Source organism: Paraburkholderia susongensis (assembly GCF_900177725.1).
Lineage (GTDB): Bacteria > Pseudomonadota > Gammaproteobacteria > Burkholderiales > Burkholderiaceae > Paraburkholderia > Paraburkholderia susongensis.
In genome coordinates this window covers 77628-91055 of record NZ_FXAT01000012.1, presented here as the reverse complement: position 1 = coordinate 91055, position 13428 = coordinate 77628, and the positions used below count along the sequence as shown (strand labels likewise).

Below are 13428 nucleotides of genomic sequence, written 5' to 3'. Positions count from 1 at the left end.
CGGTCGATGAGTCATATGCCCAGAGTGTATCCGAATCGGCCGCAAGGCCCCGTTCCCGGTCAGATCGGCTTGAGGCCGAAAAACTCGGCGACGATTTCCGCCTGATTCTCCAGCAGATGGCGCCCAAGATGGATGCGGTGGCCGCGTTCTTCGGCGTGACACAGCAACTGGGTCCGTTCCGGCTTCATGATGATGTCCGCCACCAGGACACGGCGGTCCAGCCGGTCGATGCTGAACGGCAGCGGATCGTCGCCGGTCATGCCGCAAGGCGTGGCGTTGACGACCATATCGACGCCCTCGGGTTCGGTGCTCCCGGCCGAGACGTTCAGCCCCGGATAAGCCTGCGCGAGCTCCGCGATCAGCGCGTCCTGCTTCGCCCGGTCCACGTCGATCAATTGCAGCGATTTCACACCCGCGCTGGCCAGCGCATGGGCCAGCGCCTTTCCGGCTCCGCCGGCGCCCGCCTGAAACACCGACATGCCGCGCGGCTCGTGGCCCTGTTTGCTCAGTCCGCGCGTGAAGCCCTCGCCGTCGTACATCTCGCCGATCCACTCGCCGGATTCGGTGCGGCGCATGCAATTGATGGCGCCCACTTTCTGCGCGATGGGCAGCAGCCGGTCGACGAGGCCGGTCATCGATATCTTGTGCGGCACCGTGACGACGATGCCATCGAGATTGCCGATGGTCTTCAGCCCGGCGATCGCCGTCGCGAGCGACGCGGCGGGAATCTGCATGGGCACGAGCACCGCATTCAGGCCCATGCGCTGAAAGATCTCGTTGAAAACCAGCGGCGAGCGCGCTTGCGCGATCGGGTTGCCGACGATGGCGAAGAGGCGAGTGTCTCCGGCGACGGCGGCATTCAATATGGAAGTCATGATGGCGAACCTGGGTTGATGGGCATGGGTCGATGATTGGCCGACGACGCAATCAGCGCGTCGATCAGCAGATGGACGTCGAGCGCGCTCTTCAGTGAGGCGACCGGCTCGGCTCCGTGCGTGGCGGCGTCGATGAAATTGGCGATGACGGCCTGGTGCGCGTGATGCGAGAAGGCCATCGGGTTTGCCCCGGAACCGAGCGAAGCCGTTTCGCCTTCCGCCATCACGGTGCCGTTCGTGTAATGCACGGTGAGCCTGCCGCCGCTGAGCGTGGCGCTGCCGTTGCTGCCGCTGATTTCGATGCGTTCGGGAAAGCCGGGGAAGATCGCTGTGCTGGCGTGCAGCGACGCGACGCAGCCGCTTCGATATTTCATGACGCCCGCCACGGTGTCCTCGCATTCCATCTGGTGTCCCCGGCTGGTTATCGCGTATGAAAAGACTTCGTCAGGGCGGCCGACCAGCCACAAGAAAAGATCCAGCGTGTGGATAGCCTGCGTCATCAGCACGCCACCGCCGTCGCGGGCCAGCGTGCCGCGCCCGGGTTCATCGTAATAGGACTGCGGACGCCACCACGGAACGGCGATGCCCGCGCTGTGGATGTCGCCTAGCGCGCGTGCGTCGAGCAGCTGGCGCAGCTTGCGCGATGCTTCGCGTGTCCGGTGCTGCAGTACCGCCGCCGCGACGATGCCGTGCTCTTCGCATATCGCGACCAGTTCGCGCGCGCGGGAAGTAGTGACGTCGATCGGTTTCTCGATCAGCAGATGCTTGCCGGCCGCCGCGATCTTGGTGCCGAGTTCCAGATGCGTGTTCGGCGGAGTCAGCAGCAGCACGCCGTTGATGTTTTCGTCCGCGAGCGCGGTGTCGAGATCCAGCGTCACGCGGGCGTGCGGCAATTGACGGGCGAACGCGCCTGCGCGCTCCTCGGAACGCGCGACGACGTGGCGCACGGTCGCCCGATTCCGCAATTCCAGAAGGCTCGCCAGATGCGGCGCGGATGCCATGCCCGCACCGACCACGGCGATATTGAAGCCGGTTTCGCTCATCTATTGTCTCCGTCCGGTCACGTCGATGACACCCGGAGACAATAAGGTAGATCGATCTAATTGTCCAGCGGGCAATGACGTTTTCGGGTCGTCGGAAGTTATCTTTATGCGGTCAAAAGGGACGTCGTCCCGTCACTTCGGATTGGTGTACCTGGCCAGAACCACGCGCGAGAAAGACTTCATGAACTGCTCGACGCGCTCGAAGCCGCCGGCGTCCTGCGCAAACACCGAAAGACTGTCGACCAGATGTGCCAGCAGAAAGATCAGGTCTTCTTTCGGCGTATCGCGTTTCAGCTCGCCGCTGCGGCTCGCATGCTCGACGGCGAATTCGATCGCCCCATGAATCTCGGTGGTGAAACCGGCAAGCGCCGCGCGCGCCTCGTCGGTCAGGACGTCGCCTTCGAGGCGCAGACGTCCGATCAAACTCCACGGCTTGCGCGTTCTGCCGCTCGGGTTGTATCTGCGGTAAAGCGTGCGGTTGAACGCGATTTCCGCCAGAACCTTCTCCTGCAGCGACATCGTCTCATCGAGCCAGATTGTCTTCTGCCCGGCGATTGCCCCGGCCACGTAATCCTTCACCACTTCCTCGACGAGGCTGTTCTTGTTGCCGAAGTGATAGTGGATGTTGGTCGTCGTGATGCCCAGTTCTTTGGCGATCACGCCGAACGTCGTCTTGTGATAGCCGTGCGCGATAAGGAGCTTCCTGGCCACGTCCTTGATGCTGTCGTACATCGCGGCCTTCTTCGGCGCGGAACTGGTTTTGTCGGTTTTGTCGTTCTGACTCAACGTTTCACCTCGGCGAGGATCGGAGTGGAGACTTGGCCTCATGCGGGGCGAAGCATCGGGCGTGGATAGTGCGGAGCGGGGTGTGCAGCGCTCGCTGATCCGGTACTTTTGCGCGGCTGATTTTACACGACCCTCATTCGCAGGCTGTTCCTTCGGCTCGTCCGCAAACGACTGCGCGCGTCTCATTCGCCTCCTCCTCAAAAATTCCGTTGCGTACCGGTCCGCAATGATGTTAATGTCCGCCAAACAAAGATACTTACTAGTAAGTAAGTATAGGGGAAAACTCGAATGAGGCATCACTGCTTCGGCAGTGGAAAAAGGAGGCACGATGCAGGAACACATGGTGGTGCGCAAACACGGTGCGGTTGCCGAGATCGTCATCAATCGCCCGGAGAAGATGAACGCGATGACGCCCGAGATGACGGAGACGCTGGTCGGCATCCGGCAAGACATCGAGCGCGACGACGCCATTCGCGCGGTGCTGCTGCGCGGCGAAGGCGAGCGCGCATTCAGCGCGGGAAGCGATCTTCATTCGCTCAAGACGTATCGCACGGCATGGGAATTTCGCGCCCGCACCGATTACGCGATGGTGATCCGCGACTTCACCAAGCCCGTCGTCGCGGCATTGAAGGGATGGGTGCTGGGCGGCGGCCTGGAGATGATGCTCGGCGCCGATGTCCGCGTCGCGGGCCGGAGCGCGAAGTTCGGCGCGCCCGAAGTGCTGCGCGGCTGGGTGGGCGGCGGCGGTGCGTCGCAGATGCTGCCGCGCCTCGTCGGCTACGGACAGGCCATGCGTCTCTTGCTGACGGGCGACACGATCGACGCGAACGAGGCGCGCAGCATCGGTCTGGTCGAGATGGTGGTCGAGGACGAAGCCGTCCTCGAAAGCGCGCTGGCGCTGTGCCGCAGGATGGCCGAGTTCAGCCCGATCGCGACGCAGTCGGTCAAGGCGGCCGTGCGCGCGTCGCTTTCGATGAGCGTCGAACAGGGCATCCGCTACGAGAACGAGCTGACGTCGCTCTGCTTCGCCTCGGGCAACTACGAGGAGGGCGCCAACGCATTCGGCAACCGTTCGGGCCGATCCTGATCCACAGCGAAATCCGTCAACGAACGCCGTGATAGAGCGGCGTCGCACAAAATCAAACAAGAGAAGCAGGAGACAGCGCCATGCAACCAGCACACGCGCAGAAAGCAGATCGCAGGAACATCCGGCGCGCCGTGTTCGCGTCGACGCTCGGCACCATCATCGAGTGGTACGACTACGGGCTTTATGCGGCGGCATCGGGCCTCATCATCAACAAGCTGTTCTTTCCGCAGTTGTCGTCGCTGGCGGGCACGCTCGCCGCGTTCGCGACGTTCGCGGTCGGCTTCATCATCCGGCCGCTCGGCGGCATCGTCATTTCGCATATCGGCGATAAATACGGCCGCAAGCCGGCGCTCGTGTTCTGCGTGACGATCATGGGCGCGGCCACGGTTGGGCTAGGGATACTGCCGACCTGGCAGCAGGCGGGCGTGATCGCGCCGATCCTGCTGGTGCTGCTGCGCATGATGCAGGGCTTCGGCGCGGGCGCCGAGCTGGCCGGCGCGATCACACTGATCGCCGAGTACACGCCGCCGAGCCGTCGCGCGTTCTTCACGTCGATTCCGAACGCCGCTACCAACTTCGGCGTGATGATCGCGATCGCGACGTTCCTGATGATCTCGTACGTGCCGGAAGACATCCTGTTCACCTGGGCGTGGCGCGTGCCGTTCCTCCTGTCGCTGGCGTTGTTCGGCGTCGCGATCTATATCCGCTCGAAACTCGACGAGACGCCCGAATACGTTGCGGCGATGGAAAAGGCGAGCGCGAAGTCCAAGGCGGAAAAGGTGCCGGTAGCCGACCTGTTCCGCAATAGCCGGCGCGAGCTGCTGTGCGGCTTCTTCGCGATGGGCGGCCATCAGGCGCTCAGCTACGTGCTCAACACCTTCGCGCTGAGCTACATGACCAACACGGTCGGCATGGCGAAGTCGGACAGCCTGGTGGTGCTGATCATCGCGCTGGGCTTCTCGCTCTTTTGCGCGCCCGTCGGCGGCATGCTCGCCGACAAGTACGGCAGCGGCAACGTGTTCGCGGCCGGCGCGATGATCGCGCTCGCGCTCGTGTGGCCGTTGTTCCAAGCGATCGATTCGAAGGACGTCGTGCTCGCCACGATCGCGATGAGCGCGGTCTACGGAATCAGCTGGGGTTGCACGTGCGGTGCGCAGGGTGCGTTCCTGTCGAATCTGTTTCCGACGCAGTATCGCTTCTCCGGCATCGCGATGTGCCGCGAGTTTTCCGGCGCGCTGATAGGCGGGCCGACGCCGTTCATCGCGACCGCGCTCGTCGCTTATGCGAACGGCAAGCCAACCTACGTCATGGTGTTCCTCGCTGTCTTCTGCCTGCTCACCCTGATCGCAGCGCTGATCGGCAAAAACCTCTCGCGCCATCGGGACGATCATCCCGCGTTCCAGGAGTCGCGCCCGGCGGTGTGAGACCTCGAAAGATCGCGATGGCCTGACAGGGCGCATCGCGCACGCATAAACAGACAGAACCGGAGTAGAGAACATGCAAATTTTGACCGCCGACCAGGCCGCATCCCTGCTGAAAGATGGCGACACTTTGATGATCGGCGGATCGGGAAGCGGACACGCCGTGCCGGAGGCGCTCATCGAGGCGCTCGAGCGGCGCTTTCTCGCGCAAGGCGAGCCGCGTCGGTTGACCTCGGTGCATCCGGTCGGTCTCGGCGATCGCGGCGAGCGCGGCGCGTCCCGTCTCGCGCATGCGGGCCTTCTCAAGCGCGTCGTGTGCGGCACGCTGGTCGATTCGCCGCCGCTCGCGCAAATGGCGCTGAACAAGGAGATCGAAGCGTGGACGTTGCCGCAGGGTGCGCTCTCGCAGCTTACGCGTGAGATGGCGGCGGGCCGGCCAGGGCTTATCAGTCATGTCGGACTGCATACCTTCGTCGATCCACGCAACGACGGCGGCCTTCAGGGCGCGCCGAGCGACGACAAGCTCGTCAGCCTGATCGAGCTCGAAGGCCGGGAGTGGCTGTTCTACAAGCCCTTCGATGTCGATGTCGCGTTCCTGCGCGGCACGACTTCGGACGAGGACGGCAACGTATCGATGGAGCACGAGGCCGTGTTCGGCGACATGCTCTCGATGGCGCAGGCGACGAAACGCAACGGCGGCCTCGTGATCGTGCAGGTCAAGCGGCTCGCGAAGCGCGGCACCTTGCCCGCGAAGACCGTGAAGATTCCCGGCATGCTCGTCGACGCGGTGGTCGTCGAAGCGGATCAGCCGGTGACGTATCAGACGGCCTACGATCCGTCGTTCACCGGAGAGATGCGCATTCCGCTCGGCGGCTTTCCGCGCCTGCCGCTCGACGAACGCAAGATCATCGCGCGGCGTCTTGCGATGGAGTTGCGCATGGGTGCGGTGTGCAACGTCGGTTCGGGTGTCTGCACAGGCATCGGGCTGGTCGCGGCGGAAGAGGACGTGCTGCATCACATCGTCCTCACCAACGAGCAAGGGCTGATCGGCGGCGCGCCCGCCGCCGGACTCGATGCCGGTGCCGCGCGCAATTACAGCGCGATCGTCGACATGCCGTATCAGTTCGATTTCTATGATGGCGGAGGCATCGACATCGCGTTTCTTTCGGCGGTGGAGATCGACGCGCAGGGCAGCGTCAACATCAGCCGCTTCGCGAACAGGCTGATCGGCGTGGGCGGCTTCATCAACATCAGCCAGAATGCGCGCAAGATGGTCTTCGGCGGCACGTTCACGGCGGGCAACCTGCAGGTCGCGTGCGAAGGCGGCCAGTTGCAGATCCTGAAGGAAGGCACGCACCGCAAGTTCGTGTCGAAGCTTCAGCAGGTGTCGTATAGCGGACCGTTTGCGCAGGAGCGCAATCAGACCACGCTCTTCGTCACCGAGCGTGCGGTGTTCCGCGCGATCGACGGCGCGCTCGAACTCATCGAGATCGCGCCGGGCATCGATCTCGAACGCGACGTGCTTGCACACATGGCGTTCCGGCCGGTGATCTCGTCCAATCTCAAGCTGATGGACGCGCGTCTGTTCCGTCCCGAGCCGATGGGCCTCGATGCCGAAATGGCGTCGCAGAGCTGGTCGCGGCATCCGCGCCTTGCCGCGTTCGCGGAGCGTCAACCGTGAGACGCGAACCGCACGCCGATCGCATCGACGGATCGACGCGGCTCTTCGGCATCGTCGGCAATCCGGTCACTCAGGTGAAGACGCCGCAGCTGATGAACGCGCTCTTCGACGCCGGCGGCGTCAACGCGGTTTGCCTGCCGTTCGACGTGCCGGTGAACGTGTTCGAGCCGACCGTCGCGGGGCTTCAGGCGCTCGGCAACCTCGACGGCCTCGTCGTCACCGTGCCGCACAAGGTTCGGGCGATCTCGATGGTCGATGCGATATCGGACACGGCGCATCGCGTCGGCGCGATCAACGTGATGCGGCAACAGCCGGACGGAACGTGGTTCGGCGACATGTTCGACGGAACGGGGCTCGTGCAGGGACTGACACGGCTCGGCTTCGACGTGCACGGCAGGCATGTGAAGCAACTGGGCGCGGGCGGCGCCGGCGCGGCGGTGGCGCATGCGCTGGCGACGGCGGGCGCGGCGAGCGTCGCGTTGAGCGATCCGCGGCGCGAGTCGGCCGAGCAACTGTCGGCGCGGCTGAATCGCTTTTATCCCGGTTGCGCGGCAAAGGTCGATGTCGATCCGGCGAACGTCGCGGGCGTGGACCTGCTCGTCAACTGTTCGCCCGTCGGAATGAAACCGGGCGACGGCATGCCGGCGTCCTTCGGTGTATTTCCGGCCGCGTTGCAGGTCGTCGACATCATCATGACGCCCGCCGAAACGCCGCTTCTCGCCCACGCGCGGCGATGCGGCTGCCGCGCGACCAACGGACGGCCGATGATCGAAGGACAACTCGCGGCATTCGCGAAGTTCTTCGGGATCGACATGCCCGCATCGTTTGCATGCTTTTCCGGCACGCACGCCTAACCGACACTTCCGATCCTCACGACCATGCATATCGTTCTTCCGACCGCTTCCGGCGAGTTCGAAAACTACACGCTCAAAGGCGATCCGATCAGCGGCGCGCGGGCGGGTGCGCCATTCAACCGCATTGCCTATTCCGCGGCGCACGTCGTCGCCGATCCGCTGAAGAGCGGTGAGGTGAATCAGCCCGCGGCGCTCGACTGGGCGCGCACGATCGAATACCGGCGATATCTGATCGGACAAGGGCTCGGCATCGCCGAGGCGATGGACACCGCGCAGCGCGGCATGGGCCTCACGTGGGAAACCGCGCGCGAACTCGTCGAGCGCACGATGCAGGAAACGCGCGATCTGCCCAATGCGCAAATCGCGTCGGGCTGCGGCACGGATCATCTGCCCGCGCATCTGGCTTCTTCCTGCGATGACGTCATCCGCGCCTATGGCATGCAGCTCGAAGCCATTCAGCGCACTGGCAGTCAGGTGATCCTGATGGCGAGCCGCGCGCTGGCCCGCGTGGCGAGGCATCGCGACGATTATCTGCGTGTGTATCGCGAGGTGTTCGCGATGTGCGAAAAGCCCGTGATCCTGCACTGGCTCGGCGACATGTTCGATCCCGAGCTCAAAGGCTACTGGGGCAGCGAAAATCTCGACGAAGCGGCCGATGCGTGCCTCGCCGTCATCGAGGAGAATGCGCGCAAGATCGACGGCATCAAGATTTCGCTGCTCGACGACGCCCGCGAGATCGCTTTCCGGCGCCGCCTGCCCGAAGGCGTCAGGATGTACACCGGCGACGATTTCAACTATCCGACGCTCATCAAGGGCGATGACCAGGGCTATTCCCACGCGCTGCTCGGCATTTTCGATGCGATCGCGCCGGCTGCATCGCAGGCGCTCGCCGCACTCGCCGCCGGCGATCTCGCCCGCTACGACCGCCTGCTCGCGCCCACGGTGGCGCTCTCGCGCCACATCTTTCGCGCGCCGACGCAATACTACAAGACGGGCGTCGTCTTTCTCGCGTATCTGAACGGATTCCAGCCGCATTTCTTCATGCTCGGCGGTCATCACGGCGCGCGTCCGCCGCTTTATCTGGCGGACGTCTTCCGGCTCGCCGATGCCGCGAATCTGCTGCGCGATCCCGATCTCGCCGTGCAGCGCATGCGGCTCGTCATGCAGACGTTCGGGTTGTGAGCGCAGAGGCTGCAAACGGTTTGTTGAAGACAGGTGAATCGAATCAAAACAGGCACAAGGAGAGAGGGGACATGACGCAATTTCAGAGCGAAAGTGATTCCGTACGGCGGGGGCGTTTGCTTACGCCGGGCATGTATGATCTGAACGACATCGAGATAGGAGATCATTTCGTCACGTCCGGCATGACGGTGACGGAAGCGCACATCGTCAATTTCGCCGGAGTCTCGGGCGACATGTACGACATCCATCTCGACGATGTAGCCGCGCAACAGGCGGGATTTCCCGGCCGGATCGCGCACGGACTGCTTGGCCTGGCACTCACCGATGGCCTGAAGACGCGCTCTGCGGTTCGCATGAGCGCACTTGCGACCTTGGGCTGGAACTGGGCGTTCCGGGCGCCGCTCTTCATCGGCGACCGCATTCATGTAAACATCGAGGTCGTCGGCAAGCGTGTGACGAAACGCATCGACCGAGGGATCGCGACGCTCAAGCTGAGCGTGCTGAATCAACGCGGGAATGTTGTACAGGATGGCGAAACGCTACTGCTAATGGCAAATCGGGTTTAGTTTTCCGTCACGCCTCCGAGCGCTTCGGGCTCGCTTGCAAAAGCGGCGCGACAGACGCGTCGTCGATTCCATGTCGCGCTAGCGACTCGCCGACAAAGCCGGTAAAACCACCGCGATGATCTTCGCGATTGCGTTTGGCGGCATGGTGTTCGCGAACTTCATCACGCTGTCCGGGCTGACCGCGACGCTGGTCGCGTGGATTCATGCGCTGCACCTGCCGCTGCTCGGCGTGATCGCGGTCATCACGGTCATTTACATCGTGCTCGGCTCGCTGATGGAAGCGCTCGCGATGATGCTGCTGACGATTCCCGTGTTCGCCGCGATCGTGCAGCCGCTCGGCGCGAACATGATCTGGTTCGGCATCTACGTCGCGATGATGATGGAAATCGGCATGATCCATCCGCCCGTCGGCATGAACGTGTTCATGGTGAAGACGATGCTGCCCGATCTGTCGATCCGTACGATCTTTCGCGGGACGATCCCGTTCCTGGTCGCCAATATCGTCGCGCTGGTCGCGGTGATTCTGGTGCCGGGTATCGCGCTTGGGCTGGTCGGGCTGATGCGGTAATGGCAATGCGGCAGAGCGGGGCGTGAACCACGGGATGAAGCGCATCGCGGCAACGGCACCCAACCGCCCGCCGGCCGCGCGCGCGTCTATCCGGGCTTGTACCAGGGGCGCTGAAAGTGCGCACGATTAGCACGCGCCGCTTGCCGCCGGGCCTTGAGGGCGCGCGCCGGCGCATCGCCGCGCACCATTGTTTGCGATTCGCGAATGACGTATTCGGCCGCCGTCCCGTACCGGATGCACTGCGGTTGCGCCTATCTTTGCCGCGTCGATCCCGCATCGCGAAGCGCGCGGCTCGACACCTGTTTTGAGTTCAACGAACCCGACGGCGCGGCGAGCGCCAGCGAATGCCTTCCGCGCGCGGCGGCCGGCTCATGGAGACACAGATGAAATCGAACGACTGGGACGTGGCCTACGAATGGAAGGCCGTGACGCTGCTGGCCCTCGGCTTCGGGCTGGTGGGGCTCGACCGGTGGCTGATCGCGCCGCTTTTTCCGTCCATCATGAAGGACCTGCACCTGAATGCGCAGGACGTCGGCAACTGCATCGGCATACTCGGGCTGTCGTGGGGGATTTTCGCGGCGCTGATGGGCGGCATCTCCGACAAGATCGGCCGCCGCAAGGTGCTGATTCCGGCGATTCTCGCGTTTTCGCTGCTGTCCGGTTTCTCCGGGATGGCGGGCGGCTTGATGAGCCTGCTTGCGGTGCGCGCGCTGATGGGCGTCGCGGAAGGCTCGTTCTGTCCGACGAGCTTCGCCGCTACCGCCGACGCGTCGCATCCGAAGCGCCGCGGCTTCAATCTCGGCCTGCAGCAAAGCGGATTCGCGCTGTTCGGCCTCGCGCTTTCGCCGATCATCGCGACGCAATTGCTGAGCGTGATGGAATGGCGCTGGGTCTTCGCGCTCGTGTCGGTGCCCGGGCTGATTCTCGGCCTGCTGATGTTCCGCGTGATTCGCGAACCGAAAGCCGTGCCGAAGACTACCCGGACGCCGGCTGAGCGGGGCAATTGGCGCACGGTGCTGAAGAGCCGCAATATTCCCGTGGCGATGGCGGCGCTCTTCTGCGCGATGACTGGCGTGTTCGTGCTGGGCGCGATGCTGCCGCTGTATCTGACCGATTATCTGGCGCTCGGCACGCAGCGCATGGGTGTCGTCGTGTCGGCGATCGGCTTTGGCGGCTTCATCGGCCAGTTCGGCTTGCCGGGACTGTCCGATCTGATTGGACGGCGGCTCGCGAGCATCGCCGGCTTTGCGGGCACCGCCGTCATGCTGTACCTGTTCCGCGGACTCGGCGCGCAGCCCGTCGAGCTGTTCGCGGTGCTGTTCGTTGCGTCGTTCTTCACGCTCGGCCTCGTCTCGCTGCTGTCCGGACCGGTGGCGACGGAAGCCGCGCCAATCGGGATGATCTCGACGTCGATCGGCATTGTCGTCGGGGCGGGGGAGATTTTCGGCGGCGGCATCGCGCCGGCGCTCGCGGGCTTCGTCGCGACGCACTTCGGGATCCAGAACATTTTGTGGCTGCCGATCTGCGCGGTGGTGCTCGGCATCGGCGTCAGCCTGTTGCTCGAGGAAACCGCGCCGGCCAGATTGCGCCGCCAAAGCGGCGGCTCGGCTCTGGAGCTTCCCGCGAGCGAGCAGCCTGAATGACGATGCCGGTCCGGCCGAATCCATCTCCGCCTGCCGCGCGCGGCCGCAATCCGTCGGCCACGCGCGGCGCAGCCCAGCGCGGCTCAGCCCATATACACTGAAAGGCTGAACGAATGGACAAGGATGCCGCATGGACCGTTTTCTGAGCATCGAAGCGTTTGTACGGGTAGCGGAGACGAGCAGTTTCGCCGAAGCTTCGAGACAACTGGGCGTGACCAGTTCGGTCATCACGACGCGCATCCAGCAGCTGGAAAAGTTCGTCAACGCGCCGCTCTTTCACCGCAGCACGCGGCATGTGCGCCTTTCCGAAGTGGGCGAGGCGTTCTATCGCGAATGCGCGGAAGTGGTCGGACGCGTGAACGAGCTGACCGACCAGATGCGCGAGCTGCGCGCGACACCCACCGGCCGGTTGCGCATCCAGGTGCTGCCGGGTTTCGCACTCGGCCACTTCGGGCCGCCGCTCGCGGAGTTCAACCGGCGCTATCCGGGCATCCAGCTCGACGTGATCGTCAACGACCGTGTGGTCGATCCGATCGAAGAAGGCTTCGACGTCGCTTTCCAGATCTTTCCGCCCATCGCGGAATCGCTGATCGAACGAAGGCTTTTCACAGTGCGGCGCCTCTTTTGCGCGACACCCGCTTATGTGCGGGAGCATGGCGCGCCGCAGCATCCGCGCGAATTGCTGCAACACACCACGGCACTCTATTCGGGTTATCCATCGCGCAATCGCTGGACGATGACGCGCGGCGACGAGGTCGTCGAAATGGAATTGCCCGGCATGATCCGCTCGAACTCGGTGCACCTGCTGCGCGACTACGCGCTCACGGGCGGCGGCGTGGTGTGCCTGCCGACGCTCGTCGCCAGCGCCGCGCTGCTCGACGGCTCGCTCGTGCCGATTCTGACCGATTACACGCTTTCGCCGTTGAGCTTCGCGGCGGTGTACCCCGCAACACAGCGGCAGGCGCTGAAGGTGAAAGCGCTGGTCGAGTTTCTGGCCGAGTACCTGGGTCCCGAACCCGCATGGGATCGGCCGCTTATCGAGCGCGGCTGGGTGAGCTAGGGCTCTCGCGCGGCGATTATTTGCAAAGCGCGAATGCTGTAATCGCCCGATCGCCGGTTGTTGCCTTCCCGTCGCGCTCCTAAAGTTGAACCCAACGACACGTTTCAACTAAAGGAGACAGCAATGACCGAGTCGTCATTCCACACCGTCTTGGGCTCGCTCGACGGCTACCGCAAGGGCGAGATCGAAATCACGAGCGGCGAAGCACGCCACTACGTGTTCTCCAACATCTTCGAAGTCGCATCGCAGTCCGTGCCCTACGAAAAGGTCGTGGTCGGCAAGAACCTCGACTACGTGATCGAGGTGCTGCGCACCGAAGGTCAGTCCGCGTGGTTCGCCTGCGCGCACGATGAGTTCGCAATCCTGATGGATGGCGAAGTCCGCATCGACTTCATCAAGCTCGATACGCCGCCGAAGAGCGGCACGGGCACCGTCGACGCCGGCGCACAACCAGCTGGCCGCGCAATGGGCCACGTCGTGCTGCGCCGCGGACATCAGGCTCTGCTGCCCGCCGGTTGCGCATACCGCTTCAGCGCGCAGAAGCCAGGCGTCGCGCTCGTGCAAACGATGATCGGCGAACTCTCGGTGCAGAAGTGGGCCGACATCTGCCTGCACTGATGCGCACCTGCCTGATGCAGATCTGCCCGATGCAGATCTGAGTC

12 protein-coding genes and 1 pseudogene are annotated in these 13428 nt (G+C 63.9%); 10 read left to right on the top strand and 3 right to left on the bottom strand.

Annotated elements, in window-relative coordinates; translation table 11 throughout:
* Positions 1–59: 59 nt before the first annotated feature.
* The 3 genes from B9Z01_RS27355 to B9Z01_RS27345 all read right to left on the bottom strand — a co-directional run bounded on the left by B9Z01_RS27355 (position 60) and on the right by B9Z01_RS27345 (position 2704).
* On the bottom strand, positions 60–863 hold the full coding sequence (locus B9Z01_RS27355; protein WP_244196171.1) for a shikimate dehydrogenase family protein: 804 nt from the start codon (positions 861–863) through the stop codon (positions 60–62).
* A gap of 8 nt (positions 864–871) precedes the next feature.
* Positions 872–1918 (bottom strand): Gfo/Idh/MocA family protein, encoded by a 1047-nt coding sequence (locus B9Z01_RS27350; RefSeq protein WP_085488683.1) that lies wholly within the window; start codon positions 1916–1918, stop codon positions 872–874.
* A gap of 132 nt (positions 1919–2050) precedes the next feature.
* Positions 2051–2704: a TetR/AcrR family transcriptional regulator gene (locus B9Z01_RS27345; protein WP_085488682.1), complete on the bottom strand. Its 654-nt coding sequence runs from the start codon at positions 2702–2704 to the stop codon at positions 2051–2053.
* A gap of 328 nt (positions 2705–3032) precedes the next feature.
* On the opposite strand from B9Z01_RS27345, the gene B9Z01_RS27340 reads away from it, so the two are divergent.
* The 10 genes and pseudogenes from B9Z01_RS27340 (at position 3033) to B9Z01_RS27295 (ending at position 13384) form a co-directional block, all read left to right on the top strand.
* Positions 3033–3791 (top strand): enoyl-CoA hydratase/isomerase family protein, encoded by a 759-nt coding sequence (locus tag B9Z01_RS27340; RefSeq protein WP_085488681.1) that lies wholly within the window; start codon positions 3033–3035, stop codon positions 3789–3791.
* An 80-nt stretch (positions 3792–3871) separates the two neighbouring features.
* Complete coding sequence (locus B9Z01_RS27335; RefSeq protein WP_085488680.1) at positions 3872–5215, top strand: MFS transporter; 1344 nt, start codon at positions 3872–3874, stop codon at positions 5213–5215.
* A 73-nt stretch (positions 5216–5288) separates the two neighbouring features.
* Complete coding sequence (locus B9Z01_RS27330) at positions 5289–6893, top strand: acyl CoA:acetate/3-ketoacid CoA transferase (protein WP_085488679.1); 1605 nt, start codon at positions 5289–5291, stop codon at positions 6891–6893.
* A complete protein-coding gene (locus tag B9Z01_RS27325) occupies positions 6890–7747 on the top strand; it encodes a shikimate dehydrogenase family protein (protein WP_085488678.1) in 858 nt (285 codons plus the stop codon). The genes B9Z01_RS27330 and B9Z01_RS27325 overlap by 4 nt, the downstream gene beginning before the upstream one ends.
* 24 nt (positions 7748–7771) lie before the next feature.
* Positions 7772–8929 (top strand): dihydrodipicolinate synthase family protein, encoded by a 1158-nt coding sequence (locus B9Z01_RS27320; RefSeq protein WP_085488677.1) that lies wholly within the window; start codon positions 7772–7774, stop codon positions 8927–8929.
* 71 nt (positions 8930–9000) lie between these two features.
* The gene (locus B9Z01_RS27315; protein WP_085488676.1) at positions 9001–9495 is read left to right on the top strand and encodes a MaoC family dehydratase; all 495 of its coding nucleotides are present in this window, start codon (positions 9001–9003) and stop codon (positions 9493–9495) included.
* Positions 9496–9601: 106 nt separating this feature from the next.
* A pseudogene (locus tag B9Z01_RS27310) lies at positions 9602–10063 on the top strand (TRAP transporter large permease subunit); the annotation flags it as partial.
* A gap of 383 nt (positions 10064–10446) precedes the next feature.
* A complete protein-coding gene (locus tag B9Z01_RS27305) occupies positions 10447–11706 on the top strand; it encodes an MFS transporter (RefSeq protein ID WP_085488783.1) in 1260 nt (419 codons plus the stop codon).
* A gap of 130 nt (positions 11707–11836) precedes the next feature.
* Complete coding sequence (locus B9Z01_RS27300; protein WP_085488674.1) at positions 11837–12766, top strand: LysR family transcriptional regulator; 930 nt, start codon at positions 11837–11839, stop codon at positions 12764–12766.
* A gap of 123 nt (positions 12767–12889) precedes the next feature.
* Positions 12890–13384 carry a cupin domain-containing protein gene (locus tag B9Z01_RS27295; RefSeq protein WP_085488673.1) on the top strand — a complete coding sequence of 165 codons (495 nt, stop codon included), beginning with the start codon at positions 12890–12892 and terminating at the stop codon, positions 13382–13384.
* Positions 13385–13428 lie beyond the last annotated feature (44 nt).